At 41.5% G+C, this 21,402-nt stretch carries 21 protein-coding genes; 11 read left to right on the top strand and 10 right to left on the bottom strand.

What is annotated here, in order from left to right:
* Nucleotides 1-4: 4 nt before the first annotated feature.
* The 5 genes from L0M98_RS01760 to L0M98_RS01740 form a co-directional block, all read right to left on the bottom strand.
* A complete protein-coding gene (locus L0M98_RS01760; RefSeq protein ID WP_227214725.1) occupies nt 5-1,399 on the bottom strand; it encodes a hypothetical protein in 1,395 nt (464 codons plus the stop codon).
* A gap of 155 nt (nt 1,400-1,554) precedes the next feature.
* The gene (gene buk / locus L0M98_RS01755) at nt 1,555-2,628 is read right to left on the bottom strand and encodes a butyrate kinase (protein ID WP_227214724.1); all 1,074 of its coding nucleotides are present in this window, start codon (nt 2,626-2,628) and stop codon (nt 1,555-1,557) included.
* 119 nt (nt 2,629-2,747) lie between these two features.
* Nucleotides 2,748-3,872 (bottom strand): glycerate kinase, encoded by a 1,125-nt coding sequence (locus L0M98_RS01750; RefSeq protein WP_227214723.1) that lies wholly within the window; start codon nt 3,870-3,872, stop codon nt 2,748-2,750.
* A 3-nt stretch (nt 3,873-3,875) separates the two neighbouring features.
* Nucleotides 3,876-5,243 (bottom strand): serine hydrolase domain-containing protein, encoded by a 1,368-nt coding sequence (locus tag L0M98_RS01745; protein ID WP_227214722.1) that lies wholly within the window; start codon nt 5,241-5,243, stop codon nt 3,876-3,878.
* A gap of 109 nt (nt 5,244-5,352) precedes the next feature.
* Complete coding sequence (locus L0M98_RS01740) at nt 5,353-6,138, bottom strand: aminotransferase class IV (RefSeq protein ID WP_227214981.1); 786 nt, start codon at nt 6,136-6,138, stop codon at nt 5,353-5,355.
* Between the two features lie 122 nt (nt 6,139-6,260).
* On the opposite strand from L0M98_RS01740, the gene L0M98_RS01735 reads away from it, so the two are divergent.
* The 7 genes from L0M98_RS01735 to L0M98_RS01705 all read left to right on the top strand — a co-directional run bounded on the left by L0M98_RS01735 (nt 6,261) and on the right by L0M98_RS01705 (nt 12,676).
* Complete coding sequence (locus tag L0M98_RS01735; protein WP_227214721.1) at nt 6,261-6,740, top strand: hypothetical protein; 480 nt, start codon at nt 6,261-6,263, stop codon at nt 6,738-6,740.
* Nucleotides 6,741-6,742: 2 nt separating this feature from the next.
* Nucleotides 6,743-7,582 (top strand): Rossmann-like and DUF2520 domain-containing protein, encoded by an 840-nt coding sequence (locus tag L0M98_RS01730; RefSeq protein WP_227214720.1) that lies wholly within the window; start codon nt 6,743-6,745, stop codon nt 7,580-7,582.
* A 21-nt stretch (nt 7,583-7,603) separates the two neighbouring features.
* On the top strand, nt 7,604-8,131 hold the full coding sequence (locus L0M98_RS01725; protein ID WP_099292479.1) for a KdsC family phosphatase: 528 nt from the start codon (nt 7,604-7,606) through the stop codon (nt 8,129-8,131).
* Between the two features lie 17 nt (nt 8,132-8,148).
* Complete coding sequence (locus L0M98_RS01720) at nt 8,149-9,084, top strand: geranylgeranylglycerol-phosphate geranylgeranyltransferase (protein WP_227214719.1); 936 nt, start codon at nt 8,149-8,151, stop codon at nt 9,082-9,084.
* 3 nt (nt 9,085-9,087) lie between these two features.
* Nucleotides 9,088-9,678, top strand: coding sequence for a Maf family nucleotide pyrophosphatase (locus L0M98_RS01715; protein ID WP_227214718.1), 591 nt, complete (start codon nt 9,088-9,090; stop codon nt 9,676-9,678).
* Between the two features lie 31 nt (nt 9,679-9,709).
* Nucleotides 9,710-11,869, top strand: a complete 2,160-nt coding sequence (locus L0M98_RS01710; RefSeq protein WP_227214717.1) for a S46 family peptidase — start codon at nt 9,710-9,712, stop codon at nt 11,867-11,869.
* Nucleotides 11,870-12,076: 207 nt separating this feature from the next.
* A complete protein-coding gene (locus tag L0M98_RS01705) occupies nt 12,077-12,676 on the top strand; it encodes a GNAT family N-acetyltransferase (RefSeq protein ID WP_227214716.1) in 600 nt (199 codons plus the stop codon).
* 13 nt (nt 12,677-12,689) lie between these two features.
* Here L0M98_RS01705 and L0M98_RS01700 read toward each other — a convergent pair whose 3' ends face one another.
* From L0M98_RS01700 to L0M98_RS01690, 3 genes are all read right to left on the bottom strand, one after another.
* Nucleotides 12,690-13,298 (bottom strand): superoxide dismutase, encoded by a 609-nt coding sequence (locus L0M98_RS01700; RefSeq protein WP_099294551.1) that lies wholly within the window; start codon nt 13,296-13,298, stop codon nt 12,690-12,692.
* 216 nt (nt 13,299-13,514) lie between these two features.
* Nucleotides 13,515-14,201 carry a hypothetical protein gene (locus tag L0M98_RS01695; protein ID WP_227214715.1) on the bottom strand — a complete coding sequence of 229 codons (687 nt, stop codon included), beginning with the start codon at nt 14,199-14,201 and terminating at the stop codon, nt 13,515-13,517.
* A 26-nt stretch (nt 14,202-14,227) separates the two neighbouring features.
* Complete coding sequence (locus tag L0M98_RS01690) at nt 14,228-16,363, bottom strand: TonB-dependent receptor (RefSeq protein ID WP_227214714.1); 2,136 nt, start codon at nt 16,361-16,363, stop codon at nt 14,228-14,230.
* A gap of 807 nt (nt 16,364-17,170) precedes the next feature.
* Here L0M98_RS01690 and L0M98_RS01685 point away from each other — a divergent pair.
* The 3 genes from L0M98_RS01685 to L0M98_RS01675 all read left to right on the top strand — a co-directional run bounded on the left by L0M98_RS01685 (nt 17,171) and on the right by L0M98_RS01675 (nt 18,964).
* Nucleotides 17,171-17,602: a Fur family transcriptional regulator gene (locus L0M98_RS01685; protein WP_099292471.1), complete on the top strand. Its 432-nt coding sequence runs from the start codon at nt 17,171-17,173 to the stop codon at nt 17,600-17,602.
* Nucleotides 17,603-17,626: 24 nt separating this feature from the next.
* Nucleotides 17,627-18,175 (top strand): NADH peroxidase, encoded by a 549-nt coding sequence (locus tag L0M98_RS01680; RefSeq protein WP_027202454.1) that lies wholly within the window; start codon nt 17,627-17,629, stop codon nt 18,173-18,175.
* 204 nt (nt 18,176-18,379) lie between these two features.
* The gene (locus tag L0M98_RS01675) at nt 18,380-18,964 is read left to right on the top strand and encodes an alpha/beta hydrolase (protein WP_237961663.1); all 585 of its coding nucleotides are present in this window, start codon (nt 18,380-18,382) and stop codon (nt 18,962-18,964) included.
* Nucleotides 18,965-19,011: 47 nt separating this feature from the next.
* On the opposite strand, the gene thiD is transcribed toward L0M98_RS01675, so the two are convergent.
* Together thiD and L0M98_RS01665 are read right to left on the bottom strand one after the other, a co-directional pair.
* Complete coding sequence (gene thiD, locus L0M98_RS01670; RefSeq protein ID WP_227214713.1) at nt 19,012-19,821, bottom strand: bifunctional hydroxymethylpyrimidine kinase/phosphomethylpyrimidine kinase; 810 nt, start codon at nt 19,819-19,821, stop codon at nt 19,012-19,014.
* Between the two features lie 14 nt (nt 19,822-19,835).
* Nucleotides 19,836-20,543, bottom strand: a complete 708-nt coding sequence (locus tag L0M98_RS01665) for an SAM-dependent methyltransferase (protein ID WP_227214712.1) — start codon at nt 20,541-20,543, stop codon at nt 19,836-19,838.
* A gap of 74 nt (nt 20,544-20,617) precedes the next feature.
* Between L0M98_RS01665 and L0M98_RS01660 the strand changes: the two genes are divergently transcribed.
* Entirely contained in the window at nt 20,618-21,379 is a 762-nt protein-coding gene (locus tag L0M98_RS01660) for an MBL fold metallo-hydrolase (RefSeq protein WP_227214711.1), read from the top strand.
* Nucleotides 21,380-21,402: the final 23 nt, after the last annotated feature.

The following is a 21,402-nucleotide window of genomic DNA, read 5'->3' as shown; positions in this document are numbered from 1 at the left end:
GTATCTATAGATTTGCGATGTCTACTTCAATGGCCGCGGGATAAAGTCTCGCGGGATCAAAGAATGTTGCACAACTATTCACGATGTGTTTGAGTTCCGGTTTAACTTTTCCTTTGAAAACCTCTTTACCATTGACAGTTAGGGTTATTTCTTTGTCCAAGTTTACCAATTCTTCACACAGGTAAATGATTACTTTTCCTTTGGTAGCGGATTGGTAATTCTTCTCGCATTTGAGTTCAATTCCCCAGTTAGGGTCTATTTCCGTGGCTTTGTAAGTCACCACATCTGCTTTGAGGGCGATATGGTTGTCCGTGATATTTAATTCGTAATAGGTTCTGGATTTGGTATCATCATTTGAGCGTTCTTTCACGGCTAAATTGTAGAACCCGTCACGGTACAATCCGTCCATTTCGAAATTCTCCCAACTCACGAATTTTGGATAAGGATTACGGGTATATTGCTTCAACCAAGGTGTAGTGGGTTTGTAATCTATGCCGTGTCCCATGCCGGGGATGAGTTCGATATAGTGAATAAAACTTCCCGGGTATAATTTTTCTAATCTATCAAATTCGTCCTTCGTGTATTGGGTGAGTTTATTCCGATAAAATCCCCTGTCCAAGGCTCCTGTGCGTAAAGAAAAAGCAATATTCCTGCAGTTCTCGACAGGTGCGTTTTTCAGTGGTTCACCACCTGCCATGGGACCCGCTCCGGCTAAATAGTCGGCATAGAATGAAGCAAGACGCTGACTACCGTATCCACCTTCGGAAATTCCGAAAAAGTAGACCTTATTGGGATTTATTTTGCCGGTAACAAAGGCCAGACGAAGCATCTTTTCCCATGCGTATTGCTTGGCTTTTTGCCACCAACGGTAATAATCTCCCATGTTTGGTATTTGGGGAATAAAGTAAACAGAGGGAGCGTCATCAAAATTCTTACATATACTGATTCCCGTTTTCCACTCGGCATCCTTGTGTCCCGATCCATGCGTGTACAAGTATAACGGGTATCCGTTTTCAGGGATTGTTTCACCTTTAAATCCCCAGTAATAAGGCATAATAGCGTTGGGTTCAAGTTCTGCCGGGAGAGTCCATTTCCCGGATTTCGTGTTATCCAATTTTTCGAGGTCGATTAATTTCTCTTCCGTGAAGTTATTATTGGCATCTTTCCAAGCCTCCCATACAATATTCTGCATTTTCTTCACGTCCGACAATTTGAGGGTGGCTTTATCTTCACATACTTTCTCTTTACCGGACAGGTAAGCGGAGAAGAATGAGGTTACTTTTGCCTTTGTTTTTAAATCTTGTTTCTTTAAGGATGTTTCTTGCGCCATACTATTTCCGGATATGACAAATACAAGTAACAGACTTAACATGTTAAGTGAATAAGTAGACTTCTTCATTTTTTACTTCGAGTTTTGGTTTTTGCAAAACTACAAATAATTTGTATTAATTAAAGCTTTACAGCCTTGTTTTTGGAGCTAACGAGTGATGAAAATAAAAGTCCGCCGGATTATTTCCAGCGGACTTTCAAACTATCTAATCCTAAATTATTTATTTACTTGTAAGTCTTTCCGGTAAGTTCACCTCGAAGAACCATTAAGCCGTTCATCGCCAGAGCTCTCATTTCATCCTCTCCGCCGTAAGCTTTCACGGGAGCGATGAAACCCACCATTTCTTTCACGTAATCCACGAGGAAAGGATTGTAAGCGATTCCCCCGGTCAACAGGATTCCATCCACTTTACCTTTCAACACGGCAGCCATCGCACCGATTGCCTTACCAACCTGATAGGACATGGCATCTTGAATTAATTTGTATTTCGGGTCTTCTTTGGCTTTCATTTCTACCTCATAAGCATCATTTGTGCCCAAGTGAGCCACCAAGCCGCCTTCGCCTTTAATCATTTTCTTGATTTCGGCTTCCGTTTTGGTACCGCTGAAACAAAGTTTCACGAGTTGCCCGGTCGGGAGAGAACCTGAACGTTCCGGTGAGAACGGACCGTCCCCGTCCAATGCGTTATTCACGTCGACAACACGTCCTTGCAGGTGTGCTCCAACGGAAACACCACCACCCAAGTGAGCCACGATTAAATTCGTGTCCTCGTATTTTTTGCCAATCTCTTTGGCATAGGTACGAGCGATTGCTTTTTGGTTCAATGCATGGAAGATTGAAACTCTCTTGAATGCTGGATGACCACTGACGCGTGCCACGTCTTGCAATTCGTCAACAACAACCGGGTCAGCGATATATGCTTTCGCTCCGTTTTTAAGCGATTTAGCGATATCGTTTGCGATTAAACCGCCTAAATTGGAAGCATGTTCACCAAGAGGGGGATTATTCAAGTCATGAATTAATGATTCATTTACCTCATATACACCAGATTCGATAGGTTTAACTAAACCACCTCTTCCAACAATGGCTTGAATTTCGTTAATATCAAATCCGGCGTTTTTTAATTCGGAGAGAATGATATCTTTTCTAAATTGGAATTGAGAAGCCACGTTGTCGAATTGGGCAATCTCTTCTGCTGAATGCTTAATGTTTTTTACAAACTTCTCGTTTTCGTCCTCGAATATAGCGATTTTCGTGGATGTTGAACCCGGGTTAATCGCGAGAATTTTAAATGACATAGTTCTAACTGTTATATTTATATTAATAATTATTCTTTTTCGCACGTTTTGAGGCTGCAAAATTTATAAATTGTAAGCAAAACTCAAAGAAAAAGTGATAATTTATTTGTAATAGAGAATCAATCCGAATAAGCCGACAAATATAAAGTATCAATCATCGCTTGTGCCGCCAGTTTCAAGTAATGGGAGGTATTCGTGATGGAGTCGTGTACGGAACGGGCATAAGTGACCAAGGTGAACACTTTGTCGAAATAGGGAATTGCCTGTTTTTCAGCGAGTCCTACAATAGCGTAAACCGGTATATTTCGCTCTCTGCACAAGGAAGCTACCGTACCGGGTATCTTGCCATAAAGAGATTGTAAATCAATTTTACCTTCCCCCGTGATGACGCCAGCCGCTTCGGATAGATGTTCCCGGAAACGGGCGAGAGAAAGGCAATATGATGAGCCGGATACAAGACGGGCATTCAACAAGGCATACATGGCTGCCGTGATGCCTCCCGCCGCACCGCCATGTTTCAAGTTACACACTTCTTTGCCTGTCTTAGCGTGTAGTAAATCGGCAAAATAACGCAATTGTTTATCCAGCATGATAACTTGTTCGGGAGAGGCACCTTTCTGTGGACCAAACACGGATGCGGCTCCTTCCGGCCCGCAAAGCGGATTGTCAACATCGCAAAGAATAGTTATACGGATATCTTTAAATTTTTGCTGTAAGTATTCTACGCCAATGTCCTTAATATCTGTAATATGGTTGTTGTTTTTACTATCCTCGTTTACAATTGTCAAACCCATTTCCAAAAGAGCCCCGGTACCGCCGTCAACACTGGCGCTTCCCCCGACACAAAGAATTAATTCCTTTGCCCCGTGTGCTATTGCATGGTTTATTAATATTCCGAATCCGGTTGTAGTCGCGTTTAAAATGTCATATTCTTCTCGTTTCAAGTGTTTCAGACCGCAGGCAGCAGCGAGTTCTATGATAGCGGTATTTTCATGCATAAAATAGGATGCGGTATGCTCTCTTCCCAGTGCATCTTTTGTCAGCGTTTTAACGGGAATCGCGTCTAAATACCATGCAATTATTTCGGCAGTTCCATCGCCGCCATCACCCAGCGGGAGCGACACGGTAGACAAGCCACATTCTTCAAATTCCGCCGCCACGACTTTACAAAAATCAAAAGCATTTATACTCCCTTTGAAAGCATTGGGAGCGATCAGAATATGACGTCCGTTCAAAAAGTTCATCGCTTAAATATTATCGGGCAAGGGAGGTCCGAATTTTGTGCTTCTATCGTCTGCCAACAGTTTTTTCTTGTCATGGAAGTTTTTGCAATAGGCAGGATCGAACAAATTTCTGTCCGGCCATTCTTTTACCCGGTTCATTGCTTGGTATACCATGCTTTCTATTTTCTGCGGGAAATGAGGTCCGGTCCAATTACTTGTGTTTGTCACGAAAGCCCAACAAAAACCATCATGTTGACGCTTGAGCATTGCACTGGTGCCAGCCAATGTACCGGAACGTAACCAATCTCCGCGACCATTTGTTTTCATCCAACCGATAGGCAAAGAGAAACCCGGGCAACTAACCATGGTGTTGATGCTGTTCTGACTTAATACATCCGGATAGGAATCGTCCCCGTCTATCGCGGCCAAGAAACATAATAATTCAGTAGGAGAGGCAACCCAACCACCGGCTCCGGAAAGAGCTTCTATGTTATTTCCGCCGTTACTGCGAGGGAGTAAGGTATCTCTACCATCACAGGCACGGATTAGATCGGCATCCGCCTGTTCGTAGTAACGTACCTCGTTCAAATAACGTTCTTCATAAAGATTATGTGCCAGATGCATATCATAACATCCCGCGGGGATTAAGATATTATCCTGAATGAAGCGTTCGTAATCTTCCCCGGCAACTTGCTCGATGATCTTGGTCAGGATACCATACCCCACATTGGAATAATTGGTACTTGTGCCGGGAGTAAAACCCAAACGTCTTGATAATACGAACTTGATAACCGTGTTGAGGTCGGCAGGCGCGGGAACATCCATTTTCTTCGCGATATCCACGGGATTGAACATCGGATCTCCGTAACGTGCGGTGAAACCACCTTGATGCCGGAGTAAATTTTCAACGGTAATGTTTTTGGCTCTTTTATCCTTGATCGGGTAATATAGCGTCGTGTCGTTCAATATCCCGTCCTCTCCGAAAACCTTGTCATCCAAAGATAATTTGCCGTTTTCGACTAACTTCATGATGCCTGCCGCGGTGATTAATTTGGAAACCGAAGCAATACGGAAGATATGATTCACGTCTGTTTTTATTCCGTTTTCTTCATCCGCGTACCCGTATCCTTTACTGTAAATTAATTTCCCGTCTTTCATAATCGCCAACGATGCACCTTTTATTTCCCATTGACGCATAAATCGTTCGATGGTATTATCTAAACGTTTGGTTTCGTCAAGATCGGAATATTCATTGGTGAATAAATCATGTATGGCTATGGCTAACGTATCCTGAGGGCGAATTTCTTCAACTTGGATCTTTTCGGGGTGAGATTTCCAAGGGATAGTAATAAGTACAACAAAAATTAATATCAGTAGTATCGTGTATTTCATTATGTGCTATTAAAAAATCAAAGCGTAACATTCTATGACAAAAGGATGTTACGCTTGCAATATTAAGAAAAATGTATTTCCTATCAAAACAAATTCGTGTAAAACAGTTCTAAAAATTCTTATTTAACAAATCGAAGTAATATTCCATAACTCGGACAAGCAGAGGATGGTGAGGATCAAAGGTAATATTGTCTATATGCAATATGGGCAATACCAATGGAGAAGTACCCGTGATGAAGGCTGCTTCATAAGTGGATAAGTCTTTGTAAGCCACTCGTTTTTCTTCAACCCGGATGTTATTTCCCTGACAGATGATCAGTACCCGCTTGCGACTTGTTCCGGGTAATACATGAGGGAGAGGTGCCGTGAACAAGGTATTGTCTTTGATAAAAAATACGTTGGAACGAGAGCCTTCCGTGATAAAATTCTCGTCATCAATGAGTAATACCTCGTGTACGCCTTGTTCGCCGATGATTTTATTTGTCATTTCCCGCAAACCGGAATTAATGTATTTGACCTCGGCGTTTTCCCGCATGGCACGGCAAGTTACCGTATCAACTCCGTGCTGATAGTCTTCTTCTCTCGGGTAGGAGTGTTTTATCTGGTAAACATACTCGTCAATTCCCGTGGGGGAAACGTGTAGTACATATTTTATATTACCTTCCTTGATATGTTCGAGTTCAATCAAACGCTTCAGTTTTTCTTCCACGCGCAAGGTTGTCAAGTCTATATCCAGACCTGATTTTTTAATTGAATTATCCAACCTTAACAAGTTGTCATTCATAAAAATGACATTGCCTCTAAAAACTCGGCAGACTTCATATATACTTAATCCGTGATTTAAAATATCTTCGGAATATTCTTTATTATCTATCGGTTGGTTGTTAAATAGCATCATAATTTATCTCCTTAATTATCGTGGTGCAAATTTATGGTTTAAAACGATTATATAGACAGAAATGTTTATAAAAATCATATTTGTAACTTTCGATTATTCGCGCTACTTTTGACTATGATATGGAAGCAGAAGAACAAATAGAAAGAAGCGAGCATTTTTTGCGTGAAGTGGTTGAAAAAGAAATTGCTAAATTACAAGATGTCGGGTTGTCATACATGCAGTTTGTCATCATGGGGCAGGCTATTGAGGTGTTGGGGAGTTTCTTGGATAACAAACCTATGAAGGCCAAGGGACAATCGGCCAAACGTTTTTCTCTTGCCGTGAAGAAATTGTTCGGGGGACGTTATCGTCAATTGAATGACAATTCTTTCCTGTACGATAAACTGCGCAATCAAATGACTCACACGTTTATTCCCGGTGGGGATTTGATTCTATTGAATCAATCGGAAAATACCAACGGGTATAAGCATTTGCAAATGACCAACGGGAAATTGGTGTTGATATCAGAGATTTTTTACGAGGATATATGCAAGGCATGCGAACGCTTGCTGGAAGCGTTGAAAAGTGGGGTTTTACCACCTAAGAATATTGCTTATTAGTTATGGAACAAGAGAAAATCATATTGATTGGAGCGGGAAACGTGGCACATCATTTAGCGGCAGCCTTATTAAAAGCGGGGGAGAATTTATGTCAGATATACAGTCGCACGCTTGAATCCGCCCGCCTGCTGGGAATGAAAACGGGAATAGCCTACACGGCAGAAATGAGCGAGATTTATCCCGACGGAGATATTTATATATTTTGTGTAAGTGATGATTCGTTAGCGTCTTTGTTAAAGACAATTAGAATTAAAGAAGAAGCGTTGTTACTACATACTTCCGGAAGTTTGCCGATGGATATACTCAAGCCTTACTCAAAGAATTACGGTGTACTGTATCCGGTTCAGACTTTTTCGAAAAAAAGGGATTTGGATTTTGATGAGATTCCTTTGTGTATCGAGGGGAGTTCCCCGAATGTTTTAGGAAAAATCAAGATGTTGGCAGAGAAGTTATCCGGTAAAATATACGCGATAAATTCTATGCAGCGCAAAGAATTACACCTCGCTGCCGTTTTTGCCTGCAATTTCCCGAATTATTTGTATAGTGTGGCGGGAAAATTGCTGGAAGAACATGGATTGTCATTCGCGATGTTGCGTCCGTTGATATTCGAAACTGCGCACAAAGTGATGTTGTTGACGCCGGAAGAAGCACAAACCGGACCTGCAAGACGGGGAGACGAGGGAATTATGAATATGCACAAGAGCATGTTGAAGAATAATAAAGATTTATTGAAGATATACACGTTATTGTCGGACGGAATCAAAGAGGCGCAAGTGAAAGAGGGAACGGATGATTCGAAAGCATCTCCCGCGGAAAGCGTGGATATGCCGACATTATGGTAGATAAAATTAAAATGATATAACATGAAACTGTTCAAAGAAGAATTGAAAAAAGTGGAAGCTTTCGCGTTTGACGTGGATGGTGTTTTCTCTCGTCACGAGATGAACATAACCCCGGAGGGAGATTTGGTACGGACATCTTGCACGAAAGACGGTTATGCCATGATGTATTGCGTGAAAAAAGGATATCCCGTGTGTATTATTTCCGGTGGTTATGCTCCCGGGGTAAAGGAACGTTTTAACAAGTTGGGCGTTACGGAAGTCTATTTAGGAGTGGCAAACAAGGTGGAAGCGTTGAACGAGTTTCTCGAAAAATATAATTTGAATCCTGAAAACGTGATGTATATGGGGGATGATATACCAGACTACAACGTGATGACGATAGTGGGAATGCCTGTATGTCCGGCAGATGCTTGCGAGGAAATCAAATCGATTTCACGCTATATATCAGATACCCCGGGTGGATTGGGATGCGTGCGTGATGTTGTAGCCCAAGTACTGAAAGCCAAAGGGGAATGGATGGATACCCAGTGTCACGTGAAATGCATGTAATGACAAATAACTGACGTATGTTGGAAATTTTCAAATTAATACGATTAAGAACAATCGCTTTCACGGCATTCACGATGTATGCCACGCGTTATCTGGTTGTTCTGCCTGTCTTGAACAAGGAAGGCTTCTCGTTACAAATGCCGGAACGTGATTTTTCGCTTCTGGTGATTGCCGTGTGTTGTCTGGTATCGGCTGCTTACGTGATAAACGACTATTTTGATACCAAGGCTGACCGGATTTCGGGTAGCAGGCATGTGATTGTGGGGAAAACAATCAGTCGTCGCACTGCTATCACGCTTCATACCTTGTTGAACGTGGTTGCCGTGGGGATAGCGTTTTATCTCGCACAAAGTATTCAGCACAGTGAAATCGTATTTCTATTTTTGATTATTTCCCTTATTCTATGGTTTTATTCTTCCCGCTTCAAAAAGTATTTTATATGGGGTAATTTATGCGTTGCCTTTTTGGCGGGATTGATTCCTTTGACGGTTATCACGTTTGAAATACCGCTGTTGAGTGACGTGTACTCGGATGTTGTCGTGAAAACCCATGTCGGATTTGCTTCGGTATTCTATTGGACACTTTGTTTCTCGTATCTTTTGTTCTTTAACATGTTGATATACGAGATCAACAAGGATATTTACAGCGTGAATGGCGATCGGGCAGAAGGAATCACTACAATACCCGTGAAATGGGGAATTTCTGCCACGCGAACTTTATTGACAGGATTGACGATACTGGTAATTTCTTCCTTGATTGCGTTTTTCTTGTGGAAATTCTCGGAAAGTGTGCTTGCCGGAATATATATGGTAATATTTCTAATTTTACCTTATATCGGGTACGCGCTGGTTATCCGCCGCGAGGGATGTATGAAAGTTCAGTTACGATTGATTCGGACACTTATGGTTTTATGCATGTTGCTGAGTCTGTTTGTTCATACAACGCTTAAATAATTTATGACAGAAATGCACTCTATAAAGAATTATAAACTTGTATTAGCTTCCGCGTCTCCCCGAAGACAACAATTAATGAAAGACGCGGGGTTTACTTTCGAGGTTAGATTAAAAGATGTAGAAGAAAAATATCCGGACGGGTTGGCTTTGGAGAAAGTTCCTGAATACTTGTCAGGGGTGAAAGCCGAGGCTTTTCGAGATGAATTAAAACCCGATGAAGTGTTGGTTACTGCCGATACTGTAGTTTGTATTCATGATAAAATACTGGGTAAACCTACCGGTCGGGAAGATGCCATACGTATGTTGCAGGAATTGTCCGGTGCCCGTCATTTGGTGGTGACCGGGGTTTCCGTCACGACATGTACCAAACAATTGTCTTTCTCGTCTTTTACAAATGTCTTTTTCAAAAAGCTATCTATCGAAGAAATAGAATATTACGTGGATACATATAAACCTTTTGACAAAGCGGGAGCTTACGGTATACAGGAATGGATTGGTTACATCGGTATCGAACGTATCGAGGGATCGTTTTACAATGTCATGGGACTTCCGGTGCAGAAGTTGTATGAAACGTTGCGAATGTTACAATTCTAAATATATATATAACTATTTAAAATACCAGTAAATGAGAAAAATTACATTATGCTTCTTGGCTTTCATTCTGATTGCCTTACCGGGTTTTGCTGATGAAGGGATGTGGATCCCGATGTTGTTGAAAAAATACAACATTGAAGACATGCAAAAGGCCGGTTTTAAACTAACTGCTGAAGATATTTACGATATCAATCAGGCTTCGTTGAAAGATGCCGTGGTTGGATTGGGAAGAGAGGGGGCGCCTTTTCAGCATTTCTGTACTGCGGAAATCGTGAGTGACCAAGGATTAATGATTACCAATCATCATTGTGCTTTCGGAATGATACAAGCTCATTCGAGTTTGGAACATAATTACTTGCGTGACGGTTTTTGGGCAAAGTCGTTACAAGAAGAATTGATGAATCCCGGCACCACGGCTTCAATCCTTGTGCGAATGGAAGACGTGACGGATAAAATCAATGCCGCATTGAACGATAATATGTCTGAACAAGAACGGGCAGAGAAGATAAAAGAGATTAGCCGTAAGTTGGAAGCCGAAGCTGTTAAAGGCACAAATTTACAAGCAAATATCAAACCTTATTTCAACGGGAATCAATATTTCATGTCTATTTTCAAAATCTTCCGGGATGTACGTTTAGTAGGTGCTCCTAACTCGGCTATCGGCAAATTCGGCGGGGACACGGATAATTGGACATGGCCTCGTCACACGGGTGATTTTTCCGTTCTCCGTATTTATGCAGGACCGGATAATGAACCGGCAGCGGTTTCACCGAATAATGTTCCTTACAAACCGGCTAAATTTTTCAAAGTTTCTGCACGGGGTGTGAAAGAAGGTGATTTTACTATGGTATTCGGTTATCCCGGAACAACGAACGAGTACTTGACTTCTTATGCTATCGACCAGATAGCGAACGTGGAAGACCCACACAAGATCAAGATTCGGACGGCAAAACTGGACGTGATCAATGCAGCTATGGAGTCTGACGAGTTATTACGTATTAAATATGCCGCTAAAGCTGCCAACGTGGCTAACGCATGGAAGAAATGGCAAGGGGAGATTAAGGGATTAGATCGTTTCAACACGGCGGATAATAAACGTGTTCTGGAACAGAATTTCAATCAATGGGCACAAGCGAACGGGAAATCTCAGTATATCGGTTTGACCGATCGTTATAAAGAATTATATGCAGCCCGCGAGGAATATATTCTTGCCGCGGCTTACGCGATGGAAGCCGGATTAAACGGTGCTGAAGTGATAGGTCTGGCCCGGAATATAAAGGGAGCTTTGGAGTATTTTGACAAAGCTGAGGACAAGGATAAGTTCAAGCAAACGATAAAAGATTATGTGACGTCCTTTTATAAAGATTATGATCCTGCCACGGATGAACGTATTCTGGTTGAAATGCTTAAATTGTATAATAACAAGGATTTAGGAGAGCAATGGATTCCGGGAGTGATTCGTGATATCAAAGGAAATAATTACGAACGCCATGCGGCAGATGTTTTCAAAAAATCCATTTTTACTCATGAAGAGCGCTTGTTGGCCTTCGTGGATAAATTGAACGCCAAAACGGTTAAAAAGCTCGAGAAGGATCCGATTTATCAAATGATGGAAGGTATTCAAAACTTACGTTCCGAAAAAATCAATCCCGAGTTAAGTCGTATAGAACGGGAGCTGGTTACTCTGAATCGGTTGTGGATGGCCGGTTTGATGGAGATGCAACCCGATAAAGTGTTCTATCCGGATGCTAATTCCACGTTACGAATTGCTTACGGTAAAGTGTCCGGTTACAAGGCTTTGGATGCCGTCTATTACACGCCGTATACCACGTTGAAAGGGATTATGGAAAAGGATAACCCGAATATCTACGATTATGATGTACCTCAAAAATTACGGGATCTTTACAAGAATCGGGATTTCGGTCCGTACACGCAAGACGGGGAAGTACCGGTTTGTTTCATTGCTACCAATCATACGACGGGCGGTAACTCCGGTAGCCCAGTATTGGATGCCGAGGGTAACCTAATCGGTTTGAATTTTGACCGTGCATGGGAAGGTGTGATGTCGGATATGCAATACAGTCCGGAAATCTGTCGGAATATTGCGGTTGACATTCGCTTCGTGCTTTTCATCATTGACAAGTACGCCGGGGCAAAACATCTGATCGAGGAGATGGAGATCATTCGGTAGAGGTTTGCAATATACTTGCTTATAAAGTCTGTAAAATCAGTATATTTTGATTTTACGGACTTTATAGTTTTATGTAATCGGCTATAATTATTATAAGACAATAATTATCTTTGCGTATTGAGTATAAATATCGTCTTATGGTACTAATCAATAATTCCTTTGTGTTTATTGGCAGACAAGAGTTGTACTGAAAAAGATCTTTAGTTTATGATATATAAAAACGAAATCATATTACAACCTCTGTTTAATGAAGATATACCCTTGTTTAATAGTTGGCTGAACAAGGAATATATCTACAAATGGTTGTGCCCGAATGGAGAAGAACAAAGAGAGGCTTGGTTGGATGAAGTAAATAATAGAAATGGTAAGTATGATTTTATAAAACATTTTATTATTCACTATAAGGATAGGAAAATAGGGTATTGCCTTTATGCTGATTGTTTCTTTCTGAAAGATTTAGAGGAAGAAGGCCATGATTTTGAGAGCTTGTATAGAGACGTTGTCGAAGAGAACCACACTTATGAAATTGGTTATTTGATTGGTGAAGAAGAGTATCTGAATAAAGGTATCGGCAAAATAATTATTCAGAAGTTGGAAGAAAAAATCATTGAAATTGGTGGGCGTGAAATATCGGCAGACCCTTCTGAAGAAAACACGTTCTCGATAAAGGCTTTGTTAAGTAATGGGTTTTATAAAAAGAATGATGGAGATTATAGAAAAATAGTTATCGAAAGAGATTCCGGAGAGGCTATAAAAGTCATGAGCGGAAGAAAAATTCTTCCGCTCATGACTAGGTTAAAAGTGTAGTATAGATTATCTTTTATGCCAGTCGTTTGTTTACAACGTCCCAATTGATAATATTCCAATAATTCTCGATGTATTTCGGGCGAGCGTTCTGAGTGTCCAAATAATAAGCGTGCTCCCAAACGTCGATGGTTAATATCGGTTTCTTGCCATGTTTCAATGGGGTATCGGCGTTGCTTGTTTGCATGATTTCCAATTTCCCGTCTTTGTCGACAACCAACCAGCCCCAACCCGAACCAAATAAGGTAGTGGCTGCTTTGGCAAACGCTTCTTTGAAAGCATCAAAGTTCCCGAACGATTTATCTATCAATTCTTTTATTTTTCCGGTAGGAGCAACCTTTGCTGCATTATGCGGTTGGAATGTTTCGAAATAGAAAATATGGTTGTAAGTTTGTGCGGCATTATTGAATATTCCGCCCTCTGATTTGATCACGATACCTTCCAGACACATTTTTTCAAACTCGGTTCCGGCAATCAGGTTGTTCATGTTCGTGATATAGGTAGCAAGGTGTTTACCATAGTGGTATTGAATCGTTCTCTCGCTAATATAGGGTTCTAATGCATTTTCCTTGTAGGGGAGAGCAGGTAATTGAAATTTATTGTCTGCACCTCTTTTGTTGATCATATCAGATGATATCAACACGTCTAAATCTTTAAATTCTTCTGGTTTCATATCCTTATGTTTTAAATTAAACTGTCTTTAAATTTAGTAATTCTAATGGATAGAAACGATAAGTTATAAAAAAAGTTTCATTAATCGGAAGATATTTTTAGAAATAACAAGAAATATAAAAAACAGTCCGGAAAAACTTTTCGGACTGTTTCAATAATGTTTAGCGAACTAGCGAACGAATACAGGTCCGACTTTAATAGAGGTGATATTATTTGAAATTTCCTGAACGATAGGGGTTATGGCAGTAGCCATTTCCGGCGTAACGGTTCCTGTTGAAGCCAGTATCGTGGGAATCATTGCAATGATGGTTTTTGCATATGTCGTATCCAAGTAAAGGGTCAACTTACCATCTTTAAAGAAATAATTCAAGCTAATGGATTTGATATCTTTCGGGAAATTTTCTATTCCTTGGAAAAATTCACTATCAGTACTGATCGCAATCGTGGAACCTTGAGTTTCATAAGTGGTCTTGACTGTTTGCTCCTTCCCATCCACGGTAATTAAAATCTCTATATCCTTATTGGACAGAAAATTAATTCCTTTGAGGTACTTTTGCAATTGCTCTTTTGCGGCAGATGCCAAAAGAGGTTTAATTGTTGCCACGGGTACTTTACCATCTGGAAACATTCCTTTAATAATGGACTTTATCGGTTCCGGTAACATGTTCAAAACTGCTTCTGGGATTTCAATGTTCGCTTCTTTGTAATCTAATTCGAAGTAAATATCGCCTTTTGAACCGTAATTCCAAGTACCGGTCAATGTTTCATCATCGTCATTATCATCATCGCTACAAGATGAGAAACTCACACACGCTGCAAACAACACAGCTACTAAATACATTAATTTGTTTTTCATACTAGATTAATTAAAAGATTTGTCATTTAAATTTTAATGGTTATCGATGCCCCGAATCGTGATGGAGCTCCGGATTGACCGGAGTTCAGGTATTCGGGTAAGTTTTTGCCTACCGGACTGTTGAACATGTAACAGAAAAAGGCTTTATTCAAGATATTTTTCCCCCACACGTGAAAGTCTACGTATTTCCCGGAAACGCCAAAATTCATATTCCACAAGAAATAAGGATTTTGTTTCAAGGTATTTGCTTCGTCGAAATATTGTTTGCCAAAACTTGTCACGGAAGTCGTTGCCATGAAAGACTGAAATAAAGGTGTTTTCACTTTCTTTTGGTAAGAGAATCCCGTGTTCAACGTAAATTCCGGAGCCATCACGATTTTATTACCCTCGTATGCTTTAGTCAAATGGTGATAGTACTCGGAATTACTGTACCCTGATGAAAGAAAATAGGTGAGGTGAGGCAGGCATTCCCATGTCAGATCCATTTCCGCGCCGAAACTACGTGCATCTCCGGCGTTCTTTATGATCGGTCCCATCATCTCCATCACGAAGATTTGCTGATCTTTCCAATCAATATAAAAAATAGCGGCATTCACGTTGAAACGTCCGTTTTGGCTGAAATACTTTGTCCCGATCTCGTAATTCCAAAGGGTTTCCTTATCATACTCCAATTTTACGACCTGCGAGGTCATATCATTCGCTATGATATTATAGCCTCCCGCTTTGTATCCCTTGGCTATGCTGGCATAAGCCGATAGTTGCCCGTTCCACTTTTTCAACACGGAGAATTTCGGCAGCCAAGCGCTGTACGAGTTATCTTCCTCCCAATCATGGAACCCAGAAAAGCAGTCTGCCTTGTGGAATAACAAGCTATCCTTGTAATCGAGTGATGCCTTCTCGTAATCATATCGTAATCCCACGGTGACAAATACACCGGGAAGCAGATTTTTTAGAGTGACTTGCCCGTAACCTGCGATACCCCACGTACTCGTGTTATTGTAATACAACGTCTTATCCAAATCCAAGGGGAGCAATAAATGGCGTTCAGTCCCGAAAGTAGCCAGATAATCGTTCGTCAAATCTTTGTAGAAACCGAATGTCCCGACAGTCCAATCCAATTTTTCACTCTCGGTGGACTGGTAATTGATCTCTTGTGTAACCAAGTTCTGCTTTGATTTTTTCCCGTTTCGGAACACGTCATGGAATGTAAAATCGGCATCCAATTCCTGCTTGTCTTTTGTCCATGAATAGGAGGTAATCCAGCTTAATGCCGTTCGGTCAAAAGTTTTCCGTGCGTTCACGTGGGCGGAAGCCAAGTCCCGTTTGTAAGAAGCATCGGCATCATAATTCACCCGGTAGCGATGTACTTTCAGTGAATCAATAGCATGATAGGCGTATCCGTCATCAAAACTATGATTATAATTTATGCCTAAAGCCACTTGCCAAGTATCATTCGTGTATAATTGTCCTTGATAGCGCAAGTTGTAAGAATCGGATTTATTGGTTTTTCCTCCCGTGAAATCGTTCTTGAAATACCCGTCTGTTCGGTTGTAAGAAAAAGACAATTTATTGTATACTACATTCCGGACGGGCAGATTTGCCGTTACCATGTAGTTCTGGGAGTTATAACTCGAAACCCCGGCTTTTGCCTGTAGGGTAAGTTTCGAGGCGGGGGGATTGGTTCTGATATTTATCAACCCGATAATACTATTTCTCCCGTACAGAGTGGTTTGCGGACCTCTCAGTACCTCGATCTGTTTAATATCATATAGATCGAAAATAAAGGCGTTCTTGTCAAAGACCGGAACTCCATCCACGTATAAGCCCACGGGCGGCGTTCCCGAAACGGTTCCTATTCCGCGCACGTAAAGCGGGGTGGAGAGTTTTAACCCACCTTCCTGCATGTAAAAATTGGGAATCATACCCGACAGATTACGCAAATCCGGTGTATTTTCATTCAGCAGATTTTTTCCCGAAATAACACTAAGTGCGACAGGAATTTCGCTGATAGACAATTCTCTTTTCTCGGCGGTGATAGTCACTTCCTGCAATTGTTTGATAGCGCTAAAAGTGGTATCATCCGACTGCATTACCTGTGAACGTTGGGCTGATAAAGAACCGCAAATTGTCATAAATAGCAAAGAGCTATATAATTTTCGCATATTTTTATCAATGATTAAATTGTTTGACGTGTCAATCATTTGTCCTAAGTTAAATACATAACGGACACTATAAAATACAGACACGTCGGGGGTGCCCTTAACGTTTTCAAGGTTAGACACGGAGCCTTGGATTCCGCGGGGGGAGTATAATATAGTCGCTCCGGACTATCAATACGCGGGATAAATATTTTCTTGACTTCAGTTTTTGTTTGTTTTTCATGTACTTCCTCATAATGGAGTACGTGATTACCGGTTAAATTATAAAAATGAACCGTATTCCCCGGAAGCGCTTCCGGGAGCTTTGTTTGTTCTTTCGGGTAGAAACATACCACGAAAAAAGCCGAAACAAGCAAGTAGACAAATATATTAACCGATGGTCCTATGAAAAACATGATGCAAATCTATAAAAATATTTCAAGTGTAATACAAAAAGTTGAATATTTCAATGTATTCGTAATAAGTATTGTTTCTAGTGTTAATCAAGGGTTATTTCGGGGTTATCTTTGCTCAACTTACTTACAAATCAGTTTTAACCCTCTTACAAGTATCCCGTTTAGTGATGTTGTAAGCGGGGTATAAGTGTTTCGTAAAGGGTGTGAGGTTTTATTACCCGGGGATAACCCTAGATTAAGGTTGGATAATCCATTGGTAAGCAATATACTTATTTATCTCTGTTGAACAGAAGCGTGAAACGTTAAAATTGGAATGGTTCTAAATTATAGTAAAATCAACAAGAAGATGTTGCGATTATAAAAAAGATAACGATATTTGCACTCGATATAATTTTGTAACAATTACAAATTAGCAATGAGTACAATTCAAGATACGAGAGAGTACATGCTACAATATGATATTAAACCGTCCGTACAACGAATGGCTATCATGGAATATCTCATGAAGAATAGGGTGCATCCCACGGCTGACGAGATATACGGGGCTTTGTACCCGACGATGCCTACTTTGTCGAAAACGACCGTGTACAATACTATGCGGTTGTTCATGGAGCAAGGTGCGATAAAAGCTCTCGTGATTGATGAAAAGAATGTTCGGTTTGACGTAGACACGAGCGATCATGCTCATTTCATGTGTTTAGGATGCGGGTGCGTGTACGACATCCCGATCGAGAACCGAGAAGCAATCGTGCTGGACGGGGTGGGAGAATTGCTCATCACGGAAACACACCTTTATTATAAAGGGTATTGCAAAAAATGTGCGGAAGAAAAAGGAAAAATCATATAATTAATAATTAAAACAAAGTGCGTTATGAAAAAATTTATTTGTACAGTATGTGGCTATGTTCACGAGGGAGATGAAGCTCCGGAATTTTGTCCTCAATGTAAACAACCGAAGAGCAAATTTAAAGAATTGGTAGAAACCGAGGGAGCGTTGACTTTTGTTGACGAGCATCGTTTAGGCGTTGCCAAAGGCGTTGACCCGGAAGTTTTGGAAGGATTAAGAGCTCATTTTAACGGGGAATGTTCTGAAGTCGGGATGTACTTGGCAATGAGTCGTCAAGCAGATCGTGAAGGTTACCCGGAGATCGCTGAAGCATTCAAACGTTACGCGTGGGAAGAAGCGGAACATGCTGCCAAATTTGCCGAGTTGCTGGGAGAATGCGTGTGGGATACCAAAACGAACTTGAAAAAACGTATGGAAGCAGAGGCAGGAGCCTGCGAGGATAAAAAACGGATCGCTACTTTAGCTAAAAAGTTGGATTTGGACGCAATCCACGATACTGTTCACGAGATGTGCAAAGACGAGGCACGCCACGGGAAAGGGTTTGAAGGACTTTACAACCGGTATTTTAAATAATCAAGGCAAAGCCTTGATGTTGCAGGTTACAGGTTCACGAGTTACAAGTTGTTTTATAAAACTTTTAATTTGTTGATTTGTAATTCATAACAAAAATCTATTTGGTAACTCGAATAGATTTTTGTTTTTTTTATACTTTGCTAGTGTAACTTTGCTTATTCACTCTCCGTATTAAAGAGCAAATTCACTTAACATGGAAATTGTATGAGAACTTATAGATGCGAAGACGTCACTTTAACAGATAAAGGCATAGACAGCAAAGGATGGTTGTGTAACCCACAAGAAAAAGGGAGAAAACCGGCAATCATAGTTTTAGGACCCAAAAATACGTCAAATACCCCGGTATCATTACAATATGCCACTAGACTGGCAAATTACGGTTACGTTGTATTGGGGTTGGAAGAAACTCAAAACGTGAGAGCTGCTATTGATTACTTGAGTTTAAAGGACGAGGTTGATCAGGATAAATTATACGCTATCGGTATTTGTAACGGTACCAACGAGGTGTTGGCAGGTACGGAAGCGGACAAACGATTAAAAGCGATAGCTCTCGTGTCCGGTTGTTACAAGCGGAAAGAGGCTTCCAAAGTAAAAATACCTACCATTGTTATTCATGGCGGTGAAAACGAGAAAGAATATCAAGCGGCTCAACGCGTGTATGACACGATTCGAGCGGAAGAGAAGTTAGCGATTTGGGAAGGTTCTGTGACTCATGCCCAATATTTTGATGACCCGCTCGTGCTGGATAAAACAGTACGTAATGTATTCCGTTGGTTTAAAACACATTGACAACCACACTATATATTTCGAGGGGCTGCAATTGCAGCCCCTCGATTTCATTCCCACCACTTGTAAAAATGATGAACAGCCCCGTGTCCATACCCGATCCGGTAATTCGCGGCAGCTTCTATTGCCCCATGCAAGTAATTAATAGCAGCTTGCACGGCCTCTTCCATGGAGTAATCGTGAGCGAGATACGCGGCAACGGCGGATGATAGTGAACATCCCGTACCATGCGTGTTCACCGTATTGATTTTTTTCATGGTGTAACGGTATTCCCGCTCGTTCTTGTAATCAACCAGCACATCGGTTATTTCTTCGCATTCCAGATGTCCTGCTTTCAAGAGAATATTGCTGGCTCCGATATTCTTCATTTTAGGGATGGAAGCGTACAGGTCTTCCTGCGTGTTAATCTTCATTCCGGACAGTATTTCAATCTCGAACGTGTTCGGGGTAATCACGGAGGCAAGCGGGAAAAGTTCCTGTTGAAGCACCGCGATGGCCTCTCGCTGAACGAGAAGATCACCGGAAGTGGCTACCATAACCGGATCAACCACGATATGTTTTACAGGATAATCCTGCAATACTTTTACTATCGCGCGAATGACATCAACAGAATGTAACATACCGATTTTCACGGCATCAGCACCGATATCATCCAGACAAGCCCGTATCTGTGCTTCAATAACATGAACGGGGAGAGGCTCTATGGCTTTCACTCCCACGGTATTTTGAGCGGTTACGGCAGTTATGGCAGTCATGGCAAAACAACCACAAGCGGAGATCGCTTTCAAGTCGGCTTGAATTCCGGCTCCGCCTCCGCTATCCGAACCGGCTATGGATAAAACTCTTTTATAAGTCTTCATCGTAATTTGAATAATTAGAATGGTCTGGCGTACAGGATAAAGATAGTCGGACGCTTGTTGATGTCCGGTTTAACATGTTTCCAGTCCTTGATTTGCATTGTTTTTATATACTCGTTTTCTGTCGTGATATCACAAGCTACTGTGAGGCGTGTCACGGGAGAGAGAGAAGACACGATATCCTCGAATAGTTGCAGGTTGCGATAGGGTGTTTCAATAAATATCTGGGTACGGTTTTCTGCCGCAGATTGCTTCTCGTAAGTTTTCAGACTTTTTACTCGTTCCGAACGATTGACGGGAAGATAGCCGTTGAAAGAAAAGTTCTGACCGTTGCACCCGGAAGCAATAAGCGCGAGCAGGATGGAGGAGGGACCGACAAGCGGCACCACTTGATAGTTGTGGCGATGTGTCAGCGCTACCAGTTCTGCCCCAGGATCAGCGATACCGGGACATCCGGCCTCTGATATAATACCCACATCGTTGTCTTTCAAATAAGGTATATACGCCTCAATATCCTTGATGTCCGAATGTTCGTTCAGATCCAAAAAAGTCAGTTCATCGATGTGAATTGTTTTGTCTATTTTTTTCAAGTATCGACGGGTGTTTTTGACATTTTCCGTGGCAAAAATCCGGATACTTTTGATCGTGTCGATCACATCACGGGGAATAACCCCCTCGACTGTTGTTTCCCCTAGCAAATTAGGAAGCAAATATAATTTTCCCATAAATAAAATGTTTGTGGCAAATATACGGGATTATTCCGAATCTTATTAATTTCGCGATAAATAGTTGTGAACGGATGAAAGTTACGATACTAGGAAGTGGAACTTCGCAGGGCGTGCCTGTTATCGCTTGCGAATGTGATGTTTGTCGCTCGACCGACGAACACGATAAACGATTGCGGAGTTCCGTGATGATTGATATAGAGGACAAGAAATTAATCATTGATGCCGGACCCGATTTCCGGACCCAAATGCTGCAAGCGCAAGTGAAGAACGTGAGGGCATTACTGCTGACACATGAACACAAGGATCATATCGGGGGATTGGATGATATACGGGCATTCAACTGGGTAAAACAAGGTGGGGTTGACGTCTATTGTAATTATTTGACCATGAAAGCTGTTCGTAAAGATTACGATTACGCTTTCGCTAAATTCAAGTACCCGGGTGTTCCGGAAATGAATATACACGTGGTGGACGAGGCGCCTTTTCTGATTGACGATATCGAGGTTATTCCGATCACGGTCATGCATTACAAACTGCCGGTCACGGCGTTTCGTATCGCTAACTTCGCGTATGTTACCGATGCCAATTATATTCCGGAGGAAAGTATGAAGAAACTGGAAGGGGTAGAATATCTTGTAATCAACGCCCTGCGGAAAGAGCCGCATCTATCGCATTTTACCTTGGGACAGGCTTTGGAGGTGGTGAAACGACTGAACGTGAAGCAGGCATACATCACGCATATCGGGCATCAAATGGGGTTACACGGTGAAGTTTCGGGTGAATTACCGGATAACGTGAAGTTGGCACACGATATGTTAGTTTTTGAATTGTGAATATTGCGGGGGAAAAATTTCCT

Source organism: Butyricimonas sp. DFI.6.44 (assembly GCF_022132345.1).
Lineage (GTDB): Bacteria > Bacteroidota > Bacteroidia > Bacteroidales > Marinifilaceae > Butyricimonas > Butyricimonas muris.
Note: the sequence above shows the minus strand (reverse complement) of the source record. Positions and strands in the feature narration are given on the sequence as shown.